The organism is Bradyrhizobium sp. LTSP849, from assembly GCF_000938255.1.
Taxonomy (GTDB): Bacteria; Pseudomonadota; Alphaproteobacteria; order Rhizobiales; family Xanthobacteraceae; genus Bradyrhizobium.
In genome coordinates, this window is sequence record NZ_JYMR01000045.1 from 179,669 (window position 1) to 192,700 (window position 13,032).

Annotated in this window: 11 protein-coding genes and 1 riboswitch; of the genes, 7 read left to right on the forward strand and 4 right to left on the reverse strand. The window is 65.4% G+C overall.

Features of this window, described 5'->3' with window-relative positions; translation table 11 throughout:
• Window positions 1-28 precede the first annotated feature (28 nt).
• Together UB31_RS25210 and UB31_RS40665 are read right to left on the reverse strand one after the other, a co-directional pair.
• Window positions 29-619 carry a thermonuclease family protein gene (locus UB31_RS25210; RefSeq protein WP_045012822.1) on the reverse strand — a complete coding sequence of 197 codons (591 nt, stop codon included), beginning with the start codon at window positions 617-619 and terminating at the stop codon, window positions 29-31.
• Between the two features lie 43 nt (window positions 620-662).
• A complete protein-coding gene (locus UB31_RS40665) occupies window positions 663-854 on the reverse strand; it encodes a DUF1674 domain-containing protein (RefSeq protein WP_082078613.1) in 192 nt (63 codons plus the stop codon).
• A 188-nt stretch (window positions 855-1,042) separates the two neighbouring features.
• On the opposite strand from UB31_RS40665, the gene UB31_RS25215 reads away from it, so the two are divergent.
• The 3 genes from UB31_RS25215 to purH all read left to right on the forward strand — a co-directional run bounded on the left by UB31_RS25215 (window position 1,043) and on the right by purH (window position 6,023).
• Window positions 1,043-2,389, forward strand: a complete 1,347-nt coding sequence (locus tag UB31_RS25215; RefSeq protein WP_045012823.1) for an RsmB/NOP family class I SAM-dependent RNA methyltransferase — start codon at window positions 1,043-1,045, stop codon at window positions 2,387-2,389.
• Window positions 2,390-2,545: 156 nt separating this feature from the next.
• Window positions 2,546-4,264: a heparinase II/III family protein gene (locus UB31_RS25220; protein ID WP_045012824.1), complete on the forward strand. Its 1,719-nt coding sequence runs from the start codon at window positions 2,546-2,548 to the stop codon at window positions 4,262-4,264.
• A 59-nt stretch (window positions 4,265-4,323) separates the two neighbouring features.
• Window positions 4,324-4,405, forward strand: a riboswitch (ZMP/ZTP riboswitch).
• A gap of 25 nt (window positions 4,406-4,430) precedes the next feature.
• The gene (gene purH, locus UB31_RS25225; protein WP_045012825.1) at window positions 4,431-6,023 is read left to right on the forward strand and encodes a bifunctional phosphoribosylaminoimidazolecarboxamide formyltransferase/IMP cyclohydrolase; all 1,593 of its coding nucleotides are present in this window, start codon (window positions 4,431-4,433) and stop codon (window positions 6,021-6,023) included.
• A gap of 136 nt (window positions 6,024-6,159) precedes the next feature.
• On the opposite strand, the gene UB31_RS25230 is transcribed toward purH, so the two are convergent.
• Complete coding sequence (locus UB31_RS25230; protein WP_045012826.1) at window positions 6,160-7,548, reverse strand: MFS transporter; 1,389 nt, start codon at window positions 7,546-7,548, stop codon at window positions 6,160-6,162.
• Between the two features lie 100 nt (window positions 7,549-7,648).
• Between UB31_RS25230 and ggt the strand changes: the two genes are divergently transcribed.
• Both ggt and UB31_RS25240 read left to right on the forward strand, forming a co-directional pair.
• Window positions 7,649-9,400: a gamma-glutamyltransferase gene (ggt, locus tag UB31_RS25235; RefSeq protein WP_082078614.1), complete on the forward strand. Its 1,752-nt coding sequence runs from the start codon at window positions 7,649-7,651 to the stop codon at window positions 9,398-9,400.
• A gap of 96 nt (window positions 9,401-9,496) precedes the next feature.
• Complete coding sequence (locus UB31_RS25240) at window positions 9,497-10,792, forward strand: MFS transporter (protein WP_045012827.1); 1,296 nt, start codon at window positions 9,497-9,499, stop codon at window positions 10,790-10,792.
• 33 nt (window positions 10,793-10,825) lie between these two features.
• On the opposite strand, the gene UB31_RS25245 is transcribed toward UB31_RS25240, so the two are convergent.
• Window positions 10,826-11,491: a glutathione S-transferase family protein gene (locus UB31_RS25245; RefSeq protein ID WP_045012828.1), complete on the reverse strand. Its 666-nt coding sequence runs from the start codon at window positions 11,489-11,491 to the stop codon at window positions 10,826-10,828.
• 148 nt (window positions 11,492-11,639) lie between these two features.
• Between UB31_RS25245 and UB31_RS25250 the strand changes: the two genes are divergently transcribed.
• Complete coding sequence (locus tag UB31_RS25250; protein ID WP_156163049.1) at window positions 11,640-12,236, forward strand: DUF2239 family protein; 597 nt, start codon at window positions 11,640-11,642, stop codon at window positions 12,234-12,236.
• Between the two features lie 111 nt (window positions 12,237-12,347).
• Window positions 12,348-12,956 (forward strand): 2-hydroxychromene-2-carboxylate isomerase, encoded by a 609-nt coding sequence (locus UB31_RS25255; RefSeq protein ID WP_045012829.1) that lies wholly within the window; start codon window positions 12,348-12,350, stop codon window positions 12,954-12,956.
• Window positions 12,957-13,032 lie beyond the last annotated feature (76 nt).

A 13,032-nucleotide genomic window follows, 5' to 3' on the forward strand; every position in this document is an offset into this window, starting at 1 on the left:
AAGCCGCGTCGTCGACGCGGCTTTTTTGTTACCAGAAGCGCCAGCCCCGCGCGCACCAGCCGTCGCGATGACCGCCATTGTAGCTGCGCGCATAACCGCCCGCGAGCAGCACGGCCGAAACGTTGGCCGTGCGCCTGGTCGCGACATCGGCCAGGACGCGGCCGTATTTTTCGGTACCGAGATTGTAGATGGTGACGCCGCCCTGGCCGAGCAAATTGCGCAGCGCCTCGGTGGCCGCTTCGGCCTTGTCCAATTCCTCCTGACAGGACGCCTTCATCTCGGGCGCATCGATGCCGCGCAAACGAACGCGCGCAACGAGATCGCGTCCGTCGCGTTGGTGCACACGGGCGAGAAAAGTGTCGCCGTCGATGGTGCGGATGACGTCGACCGGCTGGCGAATGTCCGAATTGCCGGACTGCTGGAGGATGACCTCGGCATCTCGCGATTCACCATCGGTCGCATGCCGGACGGGCCAATTCGTTCCGTGCCGGAAGGTGAGCACGATCGCCACCACCACGCCGACCACGAACATCCACGGCAATAGCCCTGAGAAGCGGCGGCCGAACGGCGAACCGTTATATGAACGCCGATAGGGATGGCTGGGGTCGAAGCGCGACATCCGCGCACGCTAGGGCTGAGTCGGGCGAGCGGGCAAGGGAGCGTCAAAAGTCCGAAGCGATGCCTTTGCGTTCCCAGTCGCCATACCGCGTGGGTTCAGGTCCCTTCGGGCCCTGCAATTCCTTCGGCGACGCTTCGGCATGAGCCGCGGCGGCCTGCCGGCGCGCTTCGGCTTCGGCCAGCGCGCGCTGGGCGGCCGGCGGCAATGGCTTGCGATCGGTAGGCTGGTCACTCATCGCCCGGTGTCCTAGCGCAGGATCAAAGGCTGCGCGACGTGCAATAACGCATTGCTGAAATGGTCGTGACAGGCTGAAAATGCCAGAGACGATTCTTACATTTGGCATATTCGCATGCCACAGCTGCCGTTCTTAAGGCATGCGCCCATATCGGCGGAACTGCCGCTCGCTCAGAACCTTGCTTCCGCATGCCATCTCAACGTTTCGCCCCTCCCTCCGAAGTGCCTGGCCTCGCGGCACGGCGGATCGCTGCCGACATTGTCGACGGCGTGCTGCACAAGCATCGCACGCTTGACGAGCAGCTCGACGGCGTCGGCGCCCATCCCGGGCTGAAGACGCTGGCCGACCGTGACCGCGCGCTGATGCGGCGCCTGGTCGCGACCATCCTGCGTCGGCTCGGCACGCTCGGCCATGTGCTGTCGCGGCTGCTCGACAAGGGCATTCCGTCCGATGCGCCGCGCGCGCAGAGCGCGCTCCTGATCGGCGCCGCCCAGATCCTCTGGATGGACGTGCCCGATCATGCCGCCGTCGATCTTTCCGTCCGCCTGGTACAATCCGACCGCCGTGCCGCGCGCTATGCCGGCCTCGTCAACGCCGTGCTGCGCCGCTGCGCGCGGGAGGGCAAGGCGCTGGTGGAGGAAGTCACCGCGCAATCGCTGGACCTGCCGCCCTGGCTGCTCGCGCGCTGGAGCGCACATTACGGCGAGGCGACCGCAAGGGACATGGCGCTCGCACTCGGCCACGAGCCGTCGCTCGATCTCACCGTCAAGTCCGACGCCGCGCAATGGGCGAGCCGGCTGCACGGCGAAGTGCTGCCGACCGGATCGGTGCGCGCGGTGCTGCACGGCGCAGTGACCATGCTGCCCGGCTTCACCGATGGACAATGGTGGGTACAGGATGCCGCCGCCGCACTGCCGGCCCGGCTGTTCGGCGACATCAAGGGTAAGTCCATCGCCGACCTCTGCGCCGCGCCCGGCGGCAAGACCGCGCAACTGGCCCAGGCCGGCGCGCATGTCACGGCGATCGATCGCTCGCCCGCCCGGGTGGCGCGCCTGCGCGAAAACCTGTCGCGGCTGTCGCTCCAGGCCGAGACTGTCGTCGCCGACGCCGTGGAATGGGCGGGTCCAGCCAATGGCTTCGACGGCATCCTGATCGATGCGCCCTGCACCTCGACCGGGACAATCCGCCGCCATCCCGATGTATCCTGGCTCCGGCAGGAATCCGACATCGCGGCAATGACCACGCTTCAGCAGCGGCTGCTGCGTAAATCCGTGACGCTGCTGAAGTCCGGCGGGACGCTGGTCTACTGCACCTGCTCGCTGGAACCCGAAGAGGGCGAGCATGCCGTCGCCGCGCTGCTGGCCGCGGAGCCTGCACTTCGGCGTGCGCCGATCGAGGCATCCGAGGTCTCCGGGCTCAGCGAGATCATCACCGCCGACGGTGACCTGCGCACCCTGCCGAGCCATCTGCCGCACGCCGACCCGAAGCTCGGCGGGCTTGACGGATTTTTTGCAGCCCGGCTCGTTAAATCCTGATTTTGCACCGGTTTTTGCTGCCGCGGCGTAGATTCGGAGCCTTTCAAGGTGGTGTCAGCGGACCGATTTTGGGATTAATAAGGATTCGTCGGAATCCTCTCCCCCACAAGGCAAGGCGTGTCGGTCGCTCAACGCAGACGTATCTCGACGCTCGTCATGAACCGCTTCGCGCGGAACATGCTCGCGCGCGCGAGCGGCGGCTCCGTTGCGCTGTCACGGGTGTGGCCGGGTCGCACTGACCGGTTGATCATCGCGCCGCACGATCTACGCACGGCGGATGCGACGCGCGCCGCCGAGATCTATGCCGGGCGCTTCGTGTTCGCCGGCAAGATCGTCAACTGCCACGGCCGCTCGATCTTCGATCTCGATCCGCCGTCGGAGGATTGGGAGGTCGCGCTGCTCGGCTTCGGCTGGCTGCGGCATCTGCGCGCCGCCGACACCGCGCTGACGCGGGCGAATGCGCGCGCGCTGGTCGAGGACTGGATTTCCAACCCCGCCAACAAGCGCCGCCCGGTTGCGCGGCGCGCCGACGTGCTGGCGCGGCGCGTGATCTCGCTGTTGTCGCAGGCGCCGCTGGTGCTCAACGACACCGACAACAAATTCTACCGCCGATATCTGCGTGCGCTGGCGCGCGAGATCCGCTTCCTGCGCTTCGCCATGGTCAACATTGCCGACGGGGTGCCGAAGCTCCAGGTGCTGATCGCGCTGTGCTACACGACGCTCTGCCTCGCCAACCAGGGGCGCCATATCCGCAGCGCGTCGAAAAAGCTGTCGGACGAATTGCAGCGGCAGATCCTGCCCGACGGCGGGCATATCTCGCGCAACCCCGGCGCGCTGATCGAGCTCCTGATCGACCTGTTGCCGCTGCGGCAGACCTTTGCCGCGCGCAACATCGCGCCGCCGCCGGCGCTGCTCAACGCGATCGACCGCATGATGCCGATGCTGCGCTTCTTCCGGCACGGCGACGGCAATTTCGCGTTGTTCAACGGCATGAGCGCGACGCCTTCGGACCTGCTCGCCACGCTGCTCGCCTACGACGACACCCATGGCACCCCGATGGCGAACATGCCGCATACCGGCTTCCAGCGCCTCGATGCCGGCCAGACCACGCTGATCATCGACACCGGCCCGCCGCCGCCGGCCGGTGTCAGCCACGATGCCCATGCCGGCTGCCTGTCGTTCGAATTGTCCTCGGGCATCAGCCGCATCGTCACCAATTGCGGCATGCCGACGACGGGCCGCGACAATTGGCGGCCGTTCGCGCGCGGCACTCCGGCACATTCGACGCTGACCTATCACGAAACCTCGTCCTGCCAGTTCGTCGAGATGTCGGCGATGAAGCGGCTGCTGCATGGCGCGCCCGTCACCAGCGGGCCCGTCGAGGTCGAGAGTTATCGCGAGGTCGTGCAGGACGGCACGCTGCTGACGACGTCGCATGACGGCTATCTCGCCAAATTCGGCGTTGTCCATCGCCGTGTGCTGATGATCGCCAATGACGGCGGCCGGATCGATGGCGAGGACACGCTGTCGCCGCCGCAAGGCGCGCGTCTCAAGGGCGCCGATGCCGATTTCGCGCTGCGCTTCCATCTGCATCCGGCCGTGAAAGCGAGCCGGCTGTCGGATGCCCGCGGCGTCATGCTGGTGCTGCCCAACCGCGACGTCTGGACCTTTGAGGCGCTCGACGACAAGGTCGACCTAGAGGACAGCGTGTTCCTGGCCGGCAATGACGGCCCCCGCCGCACCGCGCAGATCGTGATCCGCCAGGATGCGCGTCAGGCGCCCTCGATCCGCTGGAGCTTTGTCCGCTCGACCGCTTCGCCCACGGTCACCAATGCCCGCCGCAACGCCCGGCGCGAGCCGGAACTTCCGCTGTAGAAGCGCGCGTTTCGGCCCCATCTGGTCGTTGTGAAAATGGCTGAAAGCTGCTATCGAGCACGCGTTCGCGCGACTGGCGACCTTGGATGGAGCACCATCGGGAAGCGCGAGACATATCTGCCGCGCGCCTGGGCATAGACACTCCTTAAGACAGAGGATCTTGCTCATGACTGACCATCCCCGCCGCGTCACCCGCGCCCTGCTTTCCGTTTCCGACAAGACCGGCCTGATCGAATTCGCCCAGGCGCTGGCCGCCCATGATGTCGAGCTGGTCTCGACCGGCGGCACCGCCAAGACGATCGCCGCCGCCGGCCTCAAGGTCAAAGACGTTTCCGAGCTCACCGGCTTCCCCGAAATGATGGACGGCCGCGTCAAGACGCTGCATCCGAAAGTGCATGGCGGCCTGCTCGCGATCCGTGACAACAAGGAACATGCGGACGCGATGAAGACGCACGGCATCGCGCCGATCGATCTCCTCGTTGTCAATCTCTATCCGTTCGAAGCGACCGTCGAGAAAGGCGCCGACTTCGAGGATTGCATCGAGAACATCGATATCGGCGGCCCCGCGATGATCCGCGCTGCCGCGAAGAACCATGACGACGTCGCCGTCGTGGTCGAGGCGCAGGATTATCAGGCCGTGCTCGACGAGCTCGCCGCCAACAAGGGCGCCACCACGCTGAAGCTGCGCCGGCGCCTTGCCGCAAAGGCCTATGCGCGCACGGGCGCGTATGATGCCGCGATCTCGAATTGGTTCGCACGTCAGCTAGAGATCGACGCACCCGACTTCCGCGCCTTTGGCGGCAGACTGATCCAGTCGCTGCGCTATGGCGAGAACCCGCACCAGACCGCGGCGTTCTATGCGACGCCCGACAAGCGTCCGGGTGTCTCGACCGCGCGGCAGTTGCAGGGCAAGGAGCTGTCCTACAACAACATCAACGACACCGATGCGGCCTATGAATGCATCGGCGAGTTCGACGCCAAGCGCACCGCAGCCTGCGTCATCGTCAAGCACGCCAATCCCTGCGGCGTTGCGGAAGGGTCCGACCTCGTCAGCGCCTACCGCAAGGCACTCGCCTGCGACTCCACTTCGGCCTTCGGCGGTATCATCGCGATGAACCGCGCGCTCGACGCCGACACCGCGCGCGAGATCACGAAGATCTTCACCGAGGTGATCATCGCGCCGGACGCCAGCGAAGAGGCGATCGCCATCATCGGCGCGCGCAAGAATCTGCGCCTGCTGCTGGCAGGCAGCCTGCCCGATCCACGCGCTCCGGGCCTGACCGCCAAGACGGTCGCCGGCGGCCTTCTCGTGCAAAGCCGCGACAATGCTGTAGTCGACGATATGACATTCAAGGTCATGACCAAGCGCGCACCGACGGATGCCGAAATGCGCGACTTGAAGTTCGCGTTCCGCGTGGCCAAGCACGTCAAGTCCAACACCATCATCTATGCCAAGGATCTCGCCACCGTCGGCATCGGCGCGGGCCAGATGAGCCGGGTGGATTCAGCCCGGATCGCGGCGCGCAAGGCGCAGGATGCGGCGAACGAGCTGAAGCTTGCGGAGCCGCTCACCAAGGGCTCGGTCGTGGCCTCGGATGCGTTCTTCCCGTTCGCCGACGGCATGCTCGCCTGCATCGAGGCCGGCGCCACCGCCGTGGTGCAGCCCGGCGGCTCGATGCGCGACGACGAAGTGATCAAGGCCGCCGATGAACACAGCATCGCGATGGTGTTCACAGGCACGCGGCATTTCAGGCACTGATCTCTCCAAGGGTCGTCCCGGCGAAGGCCGGGACCCATAACCCCAGGGAGTAGTTTGGCGCACGGTACTAGCCGCGTCGCGCCAACGACAGATCACGCGGTATGGGTCCCGGCCTTCGCCGGGACGACGCTGAAATTTATTCTTCCCGCACCCGCATCAGCAGCGCGAACCCCGCGACGAAAAACACGACCAGCACGGCCATGCCGGCCTTCTGGCTCGCGGTCACCGCAGTAATCACGCCGATCAATAGTGGACCGATGAAGGACGTCACCTTTCCGGTCAGCGCGAACAAGCCAAAGTACTGCGCGATACGATCCTTCGGCGCGAGTCGGATCAGCAGCGTGCGCGAGGCGGCCTGAAGCGGGCCGCCGGCCGCACCGATCAGACACCCCAGGATCACGTAGGCCCGCTCGGCGACGCTCGAGAACAGGGGAGCACCCGGCTCGGGCGGCGCGACCTTGAAGAAGAGAACGCTGTCCTTGTCGACCAGAAGAATCGCCGCCACCGAGAGCAGCAGGATCAGCATGCTGCCGGCGATGACGCGCTTCGGCCCCAGGAAATCGTCGAGCTTGCCGCCGAGCCACGCGCCAAACGTGCCTGCGATGGCGAGGATGATTCCAAACATGCCGATCTGGATCGTGTGCCAACCGAAGGTGCCGGCCGCATAGATGCCGCCGAAGGCAAACAGCGACACCAGCCCGTCGGTATAGATCATGTTGGCGAGCAGGAACGCCGCAAGCGACTTCTGCTCCGGCAAACTCTTAAGCGATTTCTTGAGATCGGAGAGGCCCTCGCGGAGCGCCGCGCGCACCGGACGCTTCGCCGGATAATCCGGCGTGAACAAAAACATCGGCGTGACGAAGATGATGAACCACAGTCCGGTCAACGGCCCGGCGGCGCGGTCGCCCTCGTGGCTGGCGGGATCGAGCCCGAACAGCGGCGTGAATCCCAGCAGCGTGCGCCCGGTGTCAGGATTGGCAGCGAGGAAGCCGAGCACGATGACCAGGCTGACGATGCCGCCGATGTAACCCGTGGCCCAGCCGGTGCCGGAAAGCCGGCCGATGCGCTCCGGCGGCACCAATGTCGGCATCATCGCATTGTTGAAGACGGTGGCGAACTCCGCGCCGACGCTGGCGAGCGCGACTGCGGCGAGCAGCGGCGGAATGATGGCGGGATCGCCGGGCTTGCCGATCCACAGCGTGCATGAGGCCACCACAAGAAGTGCACCGAACGCGGCGATCCAGGGCTTTCGGCGGCCCGAGGCATCCGCGATGGCCCCTAACACCGGCGACATCAGCGCGATCGCTAAGCCCGCAGCGGCCATCGCAAAACCCCACAGCGATTGTCCGGTGGCGGGATCTGGCGCGATGCTGGTGGCGAAATAGGGTGCGAACACGAAGGTCGTGATCAGTGTGAAATAGGGCTGCGCGGCCCAATCGAAGAAGATCCAGCTGATGACGGCGGCGCGCGGCGGATAGGTCCGCTGCGCGCCGGCCATGCGCGCATCCGGGGCGATCGTCGTCATCACGCAGTCCTCATCACGAACAGTTTTGCTACACTTAGCGTAAACCGTATAGCATTACTGCGACGCGTGTGAATTGGCTCGAAGCCAGGGCGGAAATTTGATGATGGCGTCATTTTCGACACGGCGCACATTTTTCGCGCTCATCGCCACTCTGGCGATTGGTCTTGCATCTGCGACCGCGCAGGATGCGCGTCGACTCTATATGCCGCCCGCGCTCGACACGGTTCATGCCATCCCTGCCGAGCACGGCATGGTGGTGGCGCAGGAGAAGATATCCGCACAAGTCGGCGCCGATATCCTGCGACGCGGCGGCAATGCGGTCGATGCCGCGGTCGCAACCGGCTTTGCGATGGCGGTGACTTATCCACGCGCCGGCAATATCGGCGGTGGCGGCTTCATGCTGATCCATTCCGCCGAACGCAACGAGGACATCGCGATCGACTATCGCGAGACCGCACCGGCGGCGACCACACCGCAGATATTCCTCGGCCCCGACGGCAAGCCGGATGCCGCGAGGTCCCGCGATTCCGCGCTCGGCATCGGCGTGCCCGGCACCGTCGCGGGACTCGCGCTGGCGCTGGAGAAATACGGCTCGGGCCAATTCACGCTGGCACAGTTGCTGGAGCCCGCGATCGCGCTTGCCCGCGACGGCTTTGTGATCAGCGACGACATGGCCGACACGCTGCCGGGCTTGTACCCGCGGCTGGCGCACTGGCCATCCTCGGCCAAGATCTTCTCGCGGCCTGATGGCAAGGCGCTCGGTGAAGGCGACAGACTGGTGCAGAGCGATCTCGCCGACACGCTGGCGAGCGTCGCCGCGCAAGGCCCGCGCGGCTTCTATGAGGGGCCGGTGGCGGACAAGCTCGCCAAGGCGGTGTCGGACGCCGGCGGCATCATGACGCCGGCCGATCTGAAAGCCTATCAAGCCGTGACCCGTTCGCCCGTGCGCGGCAGCTATCGCGGCTACGACGTCGTCTCGATGCCGCTGCCTTCCTCTGGCGGCGTGGTGCTGGTGGAGACGCTCAACATCCTCGAAGGTTTTCAACTCGCCGATCTCAAGCAGGGCTCGCCGGCATCGCTGCATCTCCTCATCGAGGCCATGAAGCGCGCCTACGCCGATCGCGCGCGCTATCTCGGCGATCCCGCCTTCGTCAACGCGCCGATCGAGACCCTCATCGCGAAGGACTACGCCGCGAAGCTGCGGGCGGGCATCTCCATCGATCGCGCCACGCCGTCGAGCAAACTGGTATCGGCCGCCACCTCACCGCGCGAGGGCAGCAACACCACGCATTTTTCCGTCGTCGATGCCCGCGGCAATGCCGTCAGCAACACCTATACGCTGAACTTCAGCTACGGCGTCGGCCTCGTTGCCGATGGCACCGGCGTGCTGCTCAACAACGAACTCGACGATTTCACCGCCGCGGTCGGTGCCTCCAACGCCTATGGTCTCGTCGGCTACGAGGCCAATCTGCCCGGGCCCGGCAAGCGGCCGCTGTCCTCGATGTCGCCGACCATCGTGCTGAAGGACGGTAAGCCCGTTCTGGTGACGGGCTCGCCCGGCGGCAGCCGCATCATCTCGACCGTGCTCCAGGTGATCGTCAATGTGCTCGACTACAAGATGGATGTCGCCGCCGCCGTTGCCGCACCGCGGCTGCATCACCAATGGCTGCCGGATGAAGTGCGCGTCGAGCGCGGCTTTCCCGACGATGTGCTGTTCGAGCTGAAGACGATGGACCATCTGATCGTCGAGCCGATGGGACAGACCTCCGCCAACTCGATCGCGGTGACGCCGAATGGCCCGCTCGGCGCGCCCGATCCGCGCACGCGCGGCGCGGAAGCGGCGGGACAGTAACTCTGCCTTTGCATGGCGTGACAGCGCGCGCCGGCTTGCGCTGGCCGCCGCCCATGCTACCACCGCCGGACACAAGAAACTGCCGGGGAAACGCACATGACCGCAGCCGATCCGACTGGGCGTATCGAACGCGCCGAGATCGAAGACACCAGCCTTCTCGCTTTCTATCGCGACATGAATGCGCCGGAGCGGCGGACGTTCTGGGCCTGCGCGGCAGGCTGGGCGCTCGACGGCATGGACTTCATGATCTACCCGCTGGTGATCGGCACCATCATCGCACTGTGGAAGGTCGATGCCGCCTCGGCCGGTCTCGCCGGAACGGTCACGCTGCTGGCCTCTGCCATCGGCGGGTGGCTTGGCGGCTATCTCTCCGACCATATCGGCCGGGTCAGGACGCTCCAGATCACCATCATCTGGTTCTCGGTGTTCTCGCTGGTCTGCGCGGTCGTGCAGAATTTCGAACAGCTTTTGATCGCGCGCGCCGTGCTGGGCCTCGGCTTCGGCGGCGAATGGGCGGCAGGCGCGGTGCTGATGGGCGAAGCGATCCGGCCGCAATATCGCGGGCGTGCGGTCGGCTCTGTGCAATCAGGATGGGCTGTCGGCTGGGGTCTTGCGGTGCTGTCGCAGGCGATCCTGTTCTCGGCTTTGCCCGCCGAGACGGCGTGGCGCTGGATGTTCGTCATCGGCGCGCTGCCGGCGCTCTTGGTGTTCTACATCCGCCGCTCCGTCACCGAGCCGGAGATCGCGGTTGCGGCGCGCGCCAAGCAGGCTGCGAGCGGAGATCGCCCGGCGCTGTGGGAGATCTTCTCCGGCCCGATCCTGAAGACCACGATCCTGGCGTCGCTGATGGCGACGGGCTGCCAGGGCGGCTACTACGCCATTACTTTCTGGGTGCCGCAGTTCCTGACCAAGGAGCGGCATCTGTCGGTCGTCGGCTCGACCGGCTATTTGTCGACGCTGATCATCGGCTCCTTCATCGGCTATCTCACCGGCGCGTGGCTGGCCGACCGGATCGGACGGCGCAATCTGTTCCTGATCTTCTCGATCGGCGCGATGGCGATCGTGCTGCTCTATACGCAGCTGCCGCTCACCAACGAGGTCTTGTGGGTGCTCGGTTTCCCGCTCGGCTTCTTCGCCTCGGGCTATTTCTCGGGGATCGGCGCGTTCCTCACCGAGCTCTATCCGACAAGGCTGCGCGGCTCAGGCCAGGGCTTTTGCTACAATTTCGGCCGCGGCATCGGCGCGCTGTTTCCGTTCCTCGTCGGTGCGCTGTCGGCGACGACGTCGCTCGCCAATGCAATCGCAATGTTTGCGGTGGTGGCTTACGTGGTGTTCTTCATCGCCGCGTTCGCGCTGCCGGAGACGCGCGGCCGCGTGCTGCACGCAGATTAGTGGCGCGCTGTCATTCCGGGGCGGTGAGGAAACTTACCGCCCGACCTGATACGGCCCGCCCTTTTCCAGCGCGCGGCTGTACGCCGGCCGCGCGTGGATGCGTTCGAGGAACGCCATTGCCTTGGGATGGCCCTGCTCAAGCCCGCCGCGTGATTGCGCTGCTTCGAGCGGGAAGCTCATCTGGATGTCGGCGGCGGTGAACTCGTTGCCGGCGAACCACTCGGTCTTGCCGAGCTCGCCTTCCCAATAGTCCATGTGCTGCTTGAGCTGCGGATTGACCAGCGCCGTCAGCGCCTGGTTGGAGACCTTGCGCACCAGCGGGCGCAGCAAAGCCGGCGCGCGCTTCGGCATCAGCGTGAACAGCAGCTTCAGCAGCAGCGGCGACATCGCGGACCCTTCGGCATAGTGCAGCCAATAGGTGAAGCGCAGCCGCTCCGGCGTGTTCGGCGGCGGGATCAGCCGGCCGTTGCCGTAGGTGGCGATGAGATATTCGATGATCGCGCCTGACTCGGCGATGGTGTTGCCGTTGTCGGTGATGACGGGCGACTTGCCGAGCGGATGGATGGCACGCAGTTCCTTCGGCGCGCGCATGTCGGGCTGACGCTGATAGCGCACGATCTCGTAGGGCACGCCCAATTCCTCGAGCAGCCATAGCACTCGCTGCGAGCGTGAATTGTTGAGGTGATGAACGGTCAGCATCGCGAGGCCCCCAGCTTGGCGTGGTCGATCGGCCGCGCGTTCGTGCCAGCCCGGGACAGCAATGTCGAGCCATCCGGACAGATATTTTCACCCGGGTATATTGACGTCAGCAATTTACCCGGATATTAAGCTGCCGACGCGATCAAATATGGCAATGATTCCAATGCAGAGAACATTCACCGCCTTCCAGGGCCAGCGCCGCCTGGCGTCCGGGCCGGCAGGAGAGGTCGCGCTGGTCGTCAAGCGGATGGCGCCACGGCCGGACGAGCCCATCATCATCTTCGAGGACGCCACCGGCCGATCAATCGACTTCGATCTGCGCGGCGGGGATCGCGAGGTGCTGGCGCGGTTGGTGAAGCTTATCCCGCCCCCGGTGGAGGAGACCGCACCATCGAGTGAGCCACGCGGCCGCGGCCGACCGAAGCTCGGTGTGGTCGCACGCGAGGTGACGCTGCTGCCGCGGCACTGGGAGTGGCTCAGCGCTCAGCCCGGCGGCGCGTCGGTCGCGTTGCGAAAGCTCGTCGAGGAGGCGCGGCGTGCGAGCGGCGACAAGGACCGCGAGCGGCAGGCGCGCGATGCGGCCTATCACTTCATGTCGACCATGGCGGGCAATCTGCCGCAATTCGAGGAAGCTTCGCGCGCGTTGTTTGCGGATGACCGGCGGCGCTTCGCCGGACTGATCGCCGACTGGCCCGCCGACATCCGCGATCACATCGTCAAGCTCGCCTATAGCGATCGCGCTTAGGCGCGCCGGGCCATGTGCACTTCATCAAGATATTATGATCATCATTAAACGGTGGACCTGTGGCACGCCCTGCGCCACAATGTGAGAAAAGCCACGTCAGGGAGCACGATTTTGACCCGCACAGCCCCGCAGTTCCTGTTCGATTTCGGCAGCCCGAACGCTTATCTCAGCCATCTGGCGATTCCGGCGATCGAGAAGCGGATCGGCGTGAAATTCGAATATGTGCCGATCCTGCTCGGCGGCATCTTCAAATCGACCAACAACAGATCGCCGGCCGAGACGCTCGCCGGCGTCAAGAACAAGCGCGAATTCCAGGCGGTCGAGACCGAACGCTTCGTCAAGCGTTTCCAGGTCCCGCCCTATGTCATGAATCCCTTTTTCCCCGTCAACACGCTGAACCTGATGCGCACGGCGATCGCAGCGCAAGCCGAAGGCGTGTTCGAAAACTATGTCGAGGCCGCCTTCCACCACATGTGGCGCGAGCCGAAGAAGATGGACGATCCGGAAGTCGCCATGAAGGCGCTCGCATCCTCCGGCCTTGATGCCCAAAAGCTGTTCGCCCGCGCGCAGGAGCCCGAGGTGAAGGGCAAGTTGATCAAGAACACCGAGGAGGCCGTCGCACGCGGCGCGTTCGGCTCGCCGACCTTCTTCGTCGGCGATGAGATGTTCTTCGGCAAGGAGCAGTTGCGCGAGGTCGAGGAGATGGTGTCGGGGAAGTGATTTTCGTACCGTGGGGAAAGCGAGCTATTTCCCCAACGTCGTCCTGGCGAAAGCCAGGACCCATAGCCACCGAACG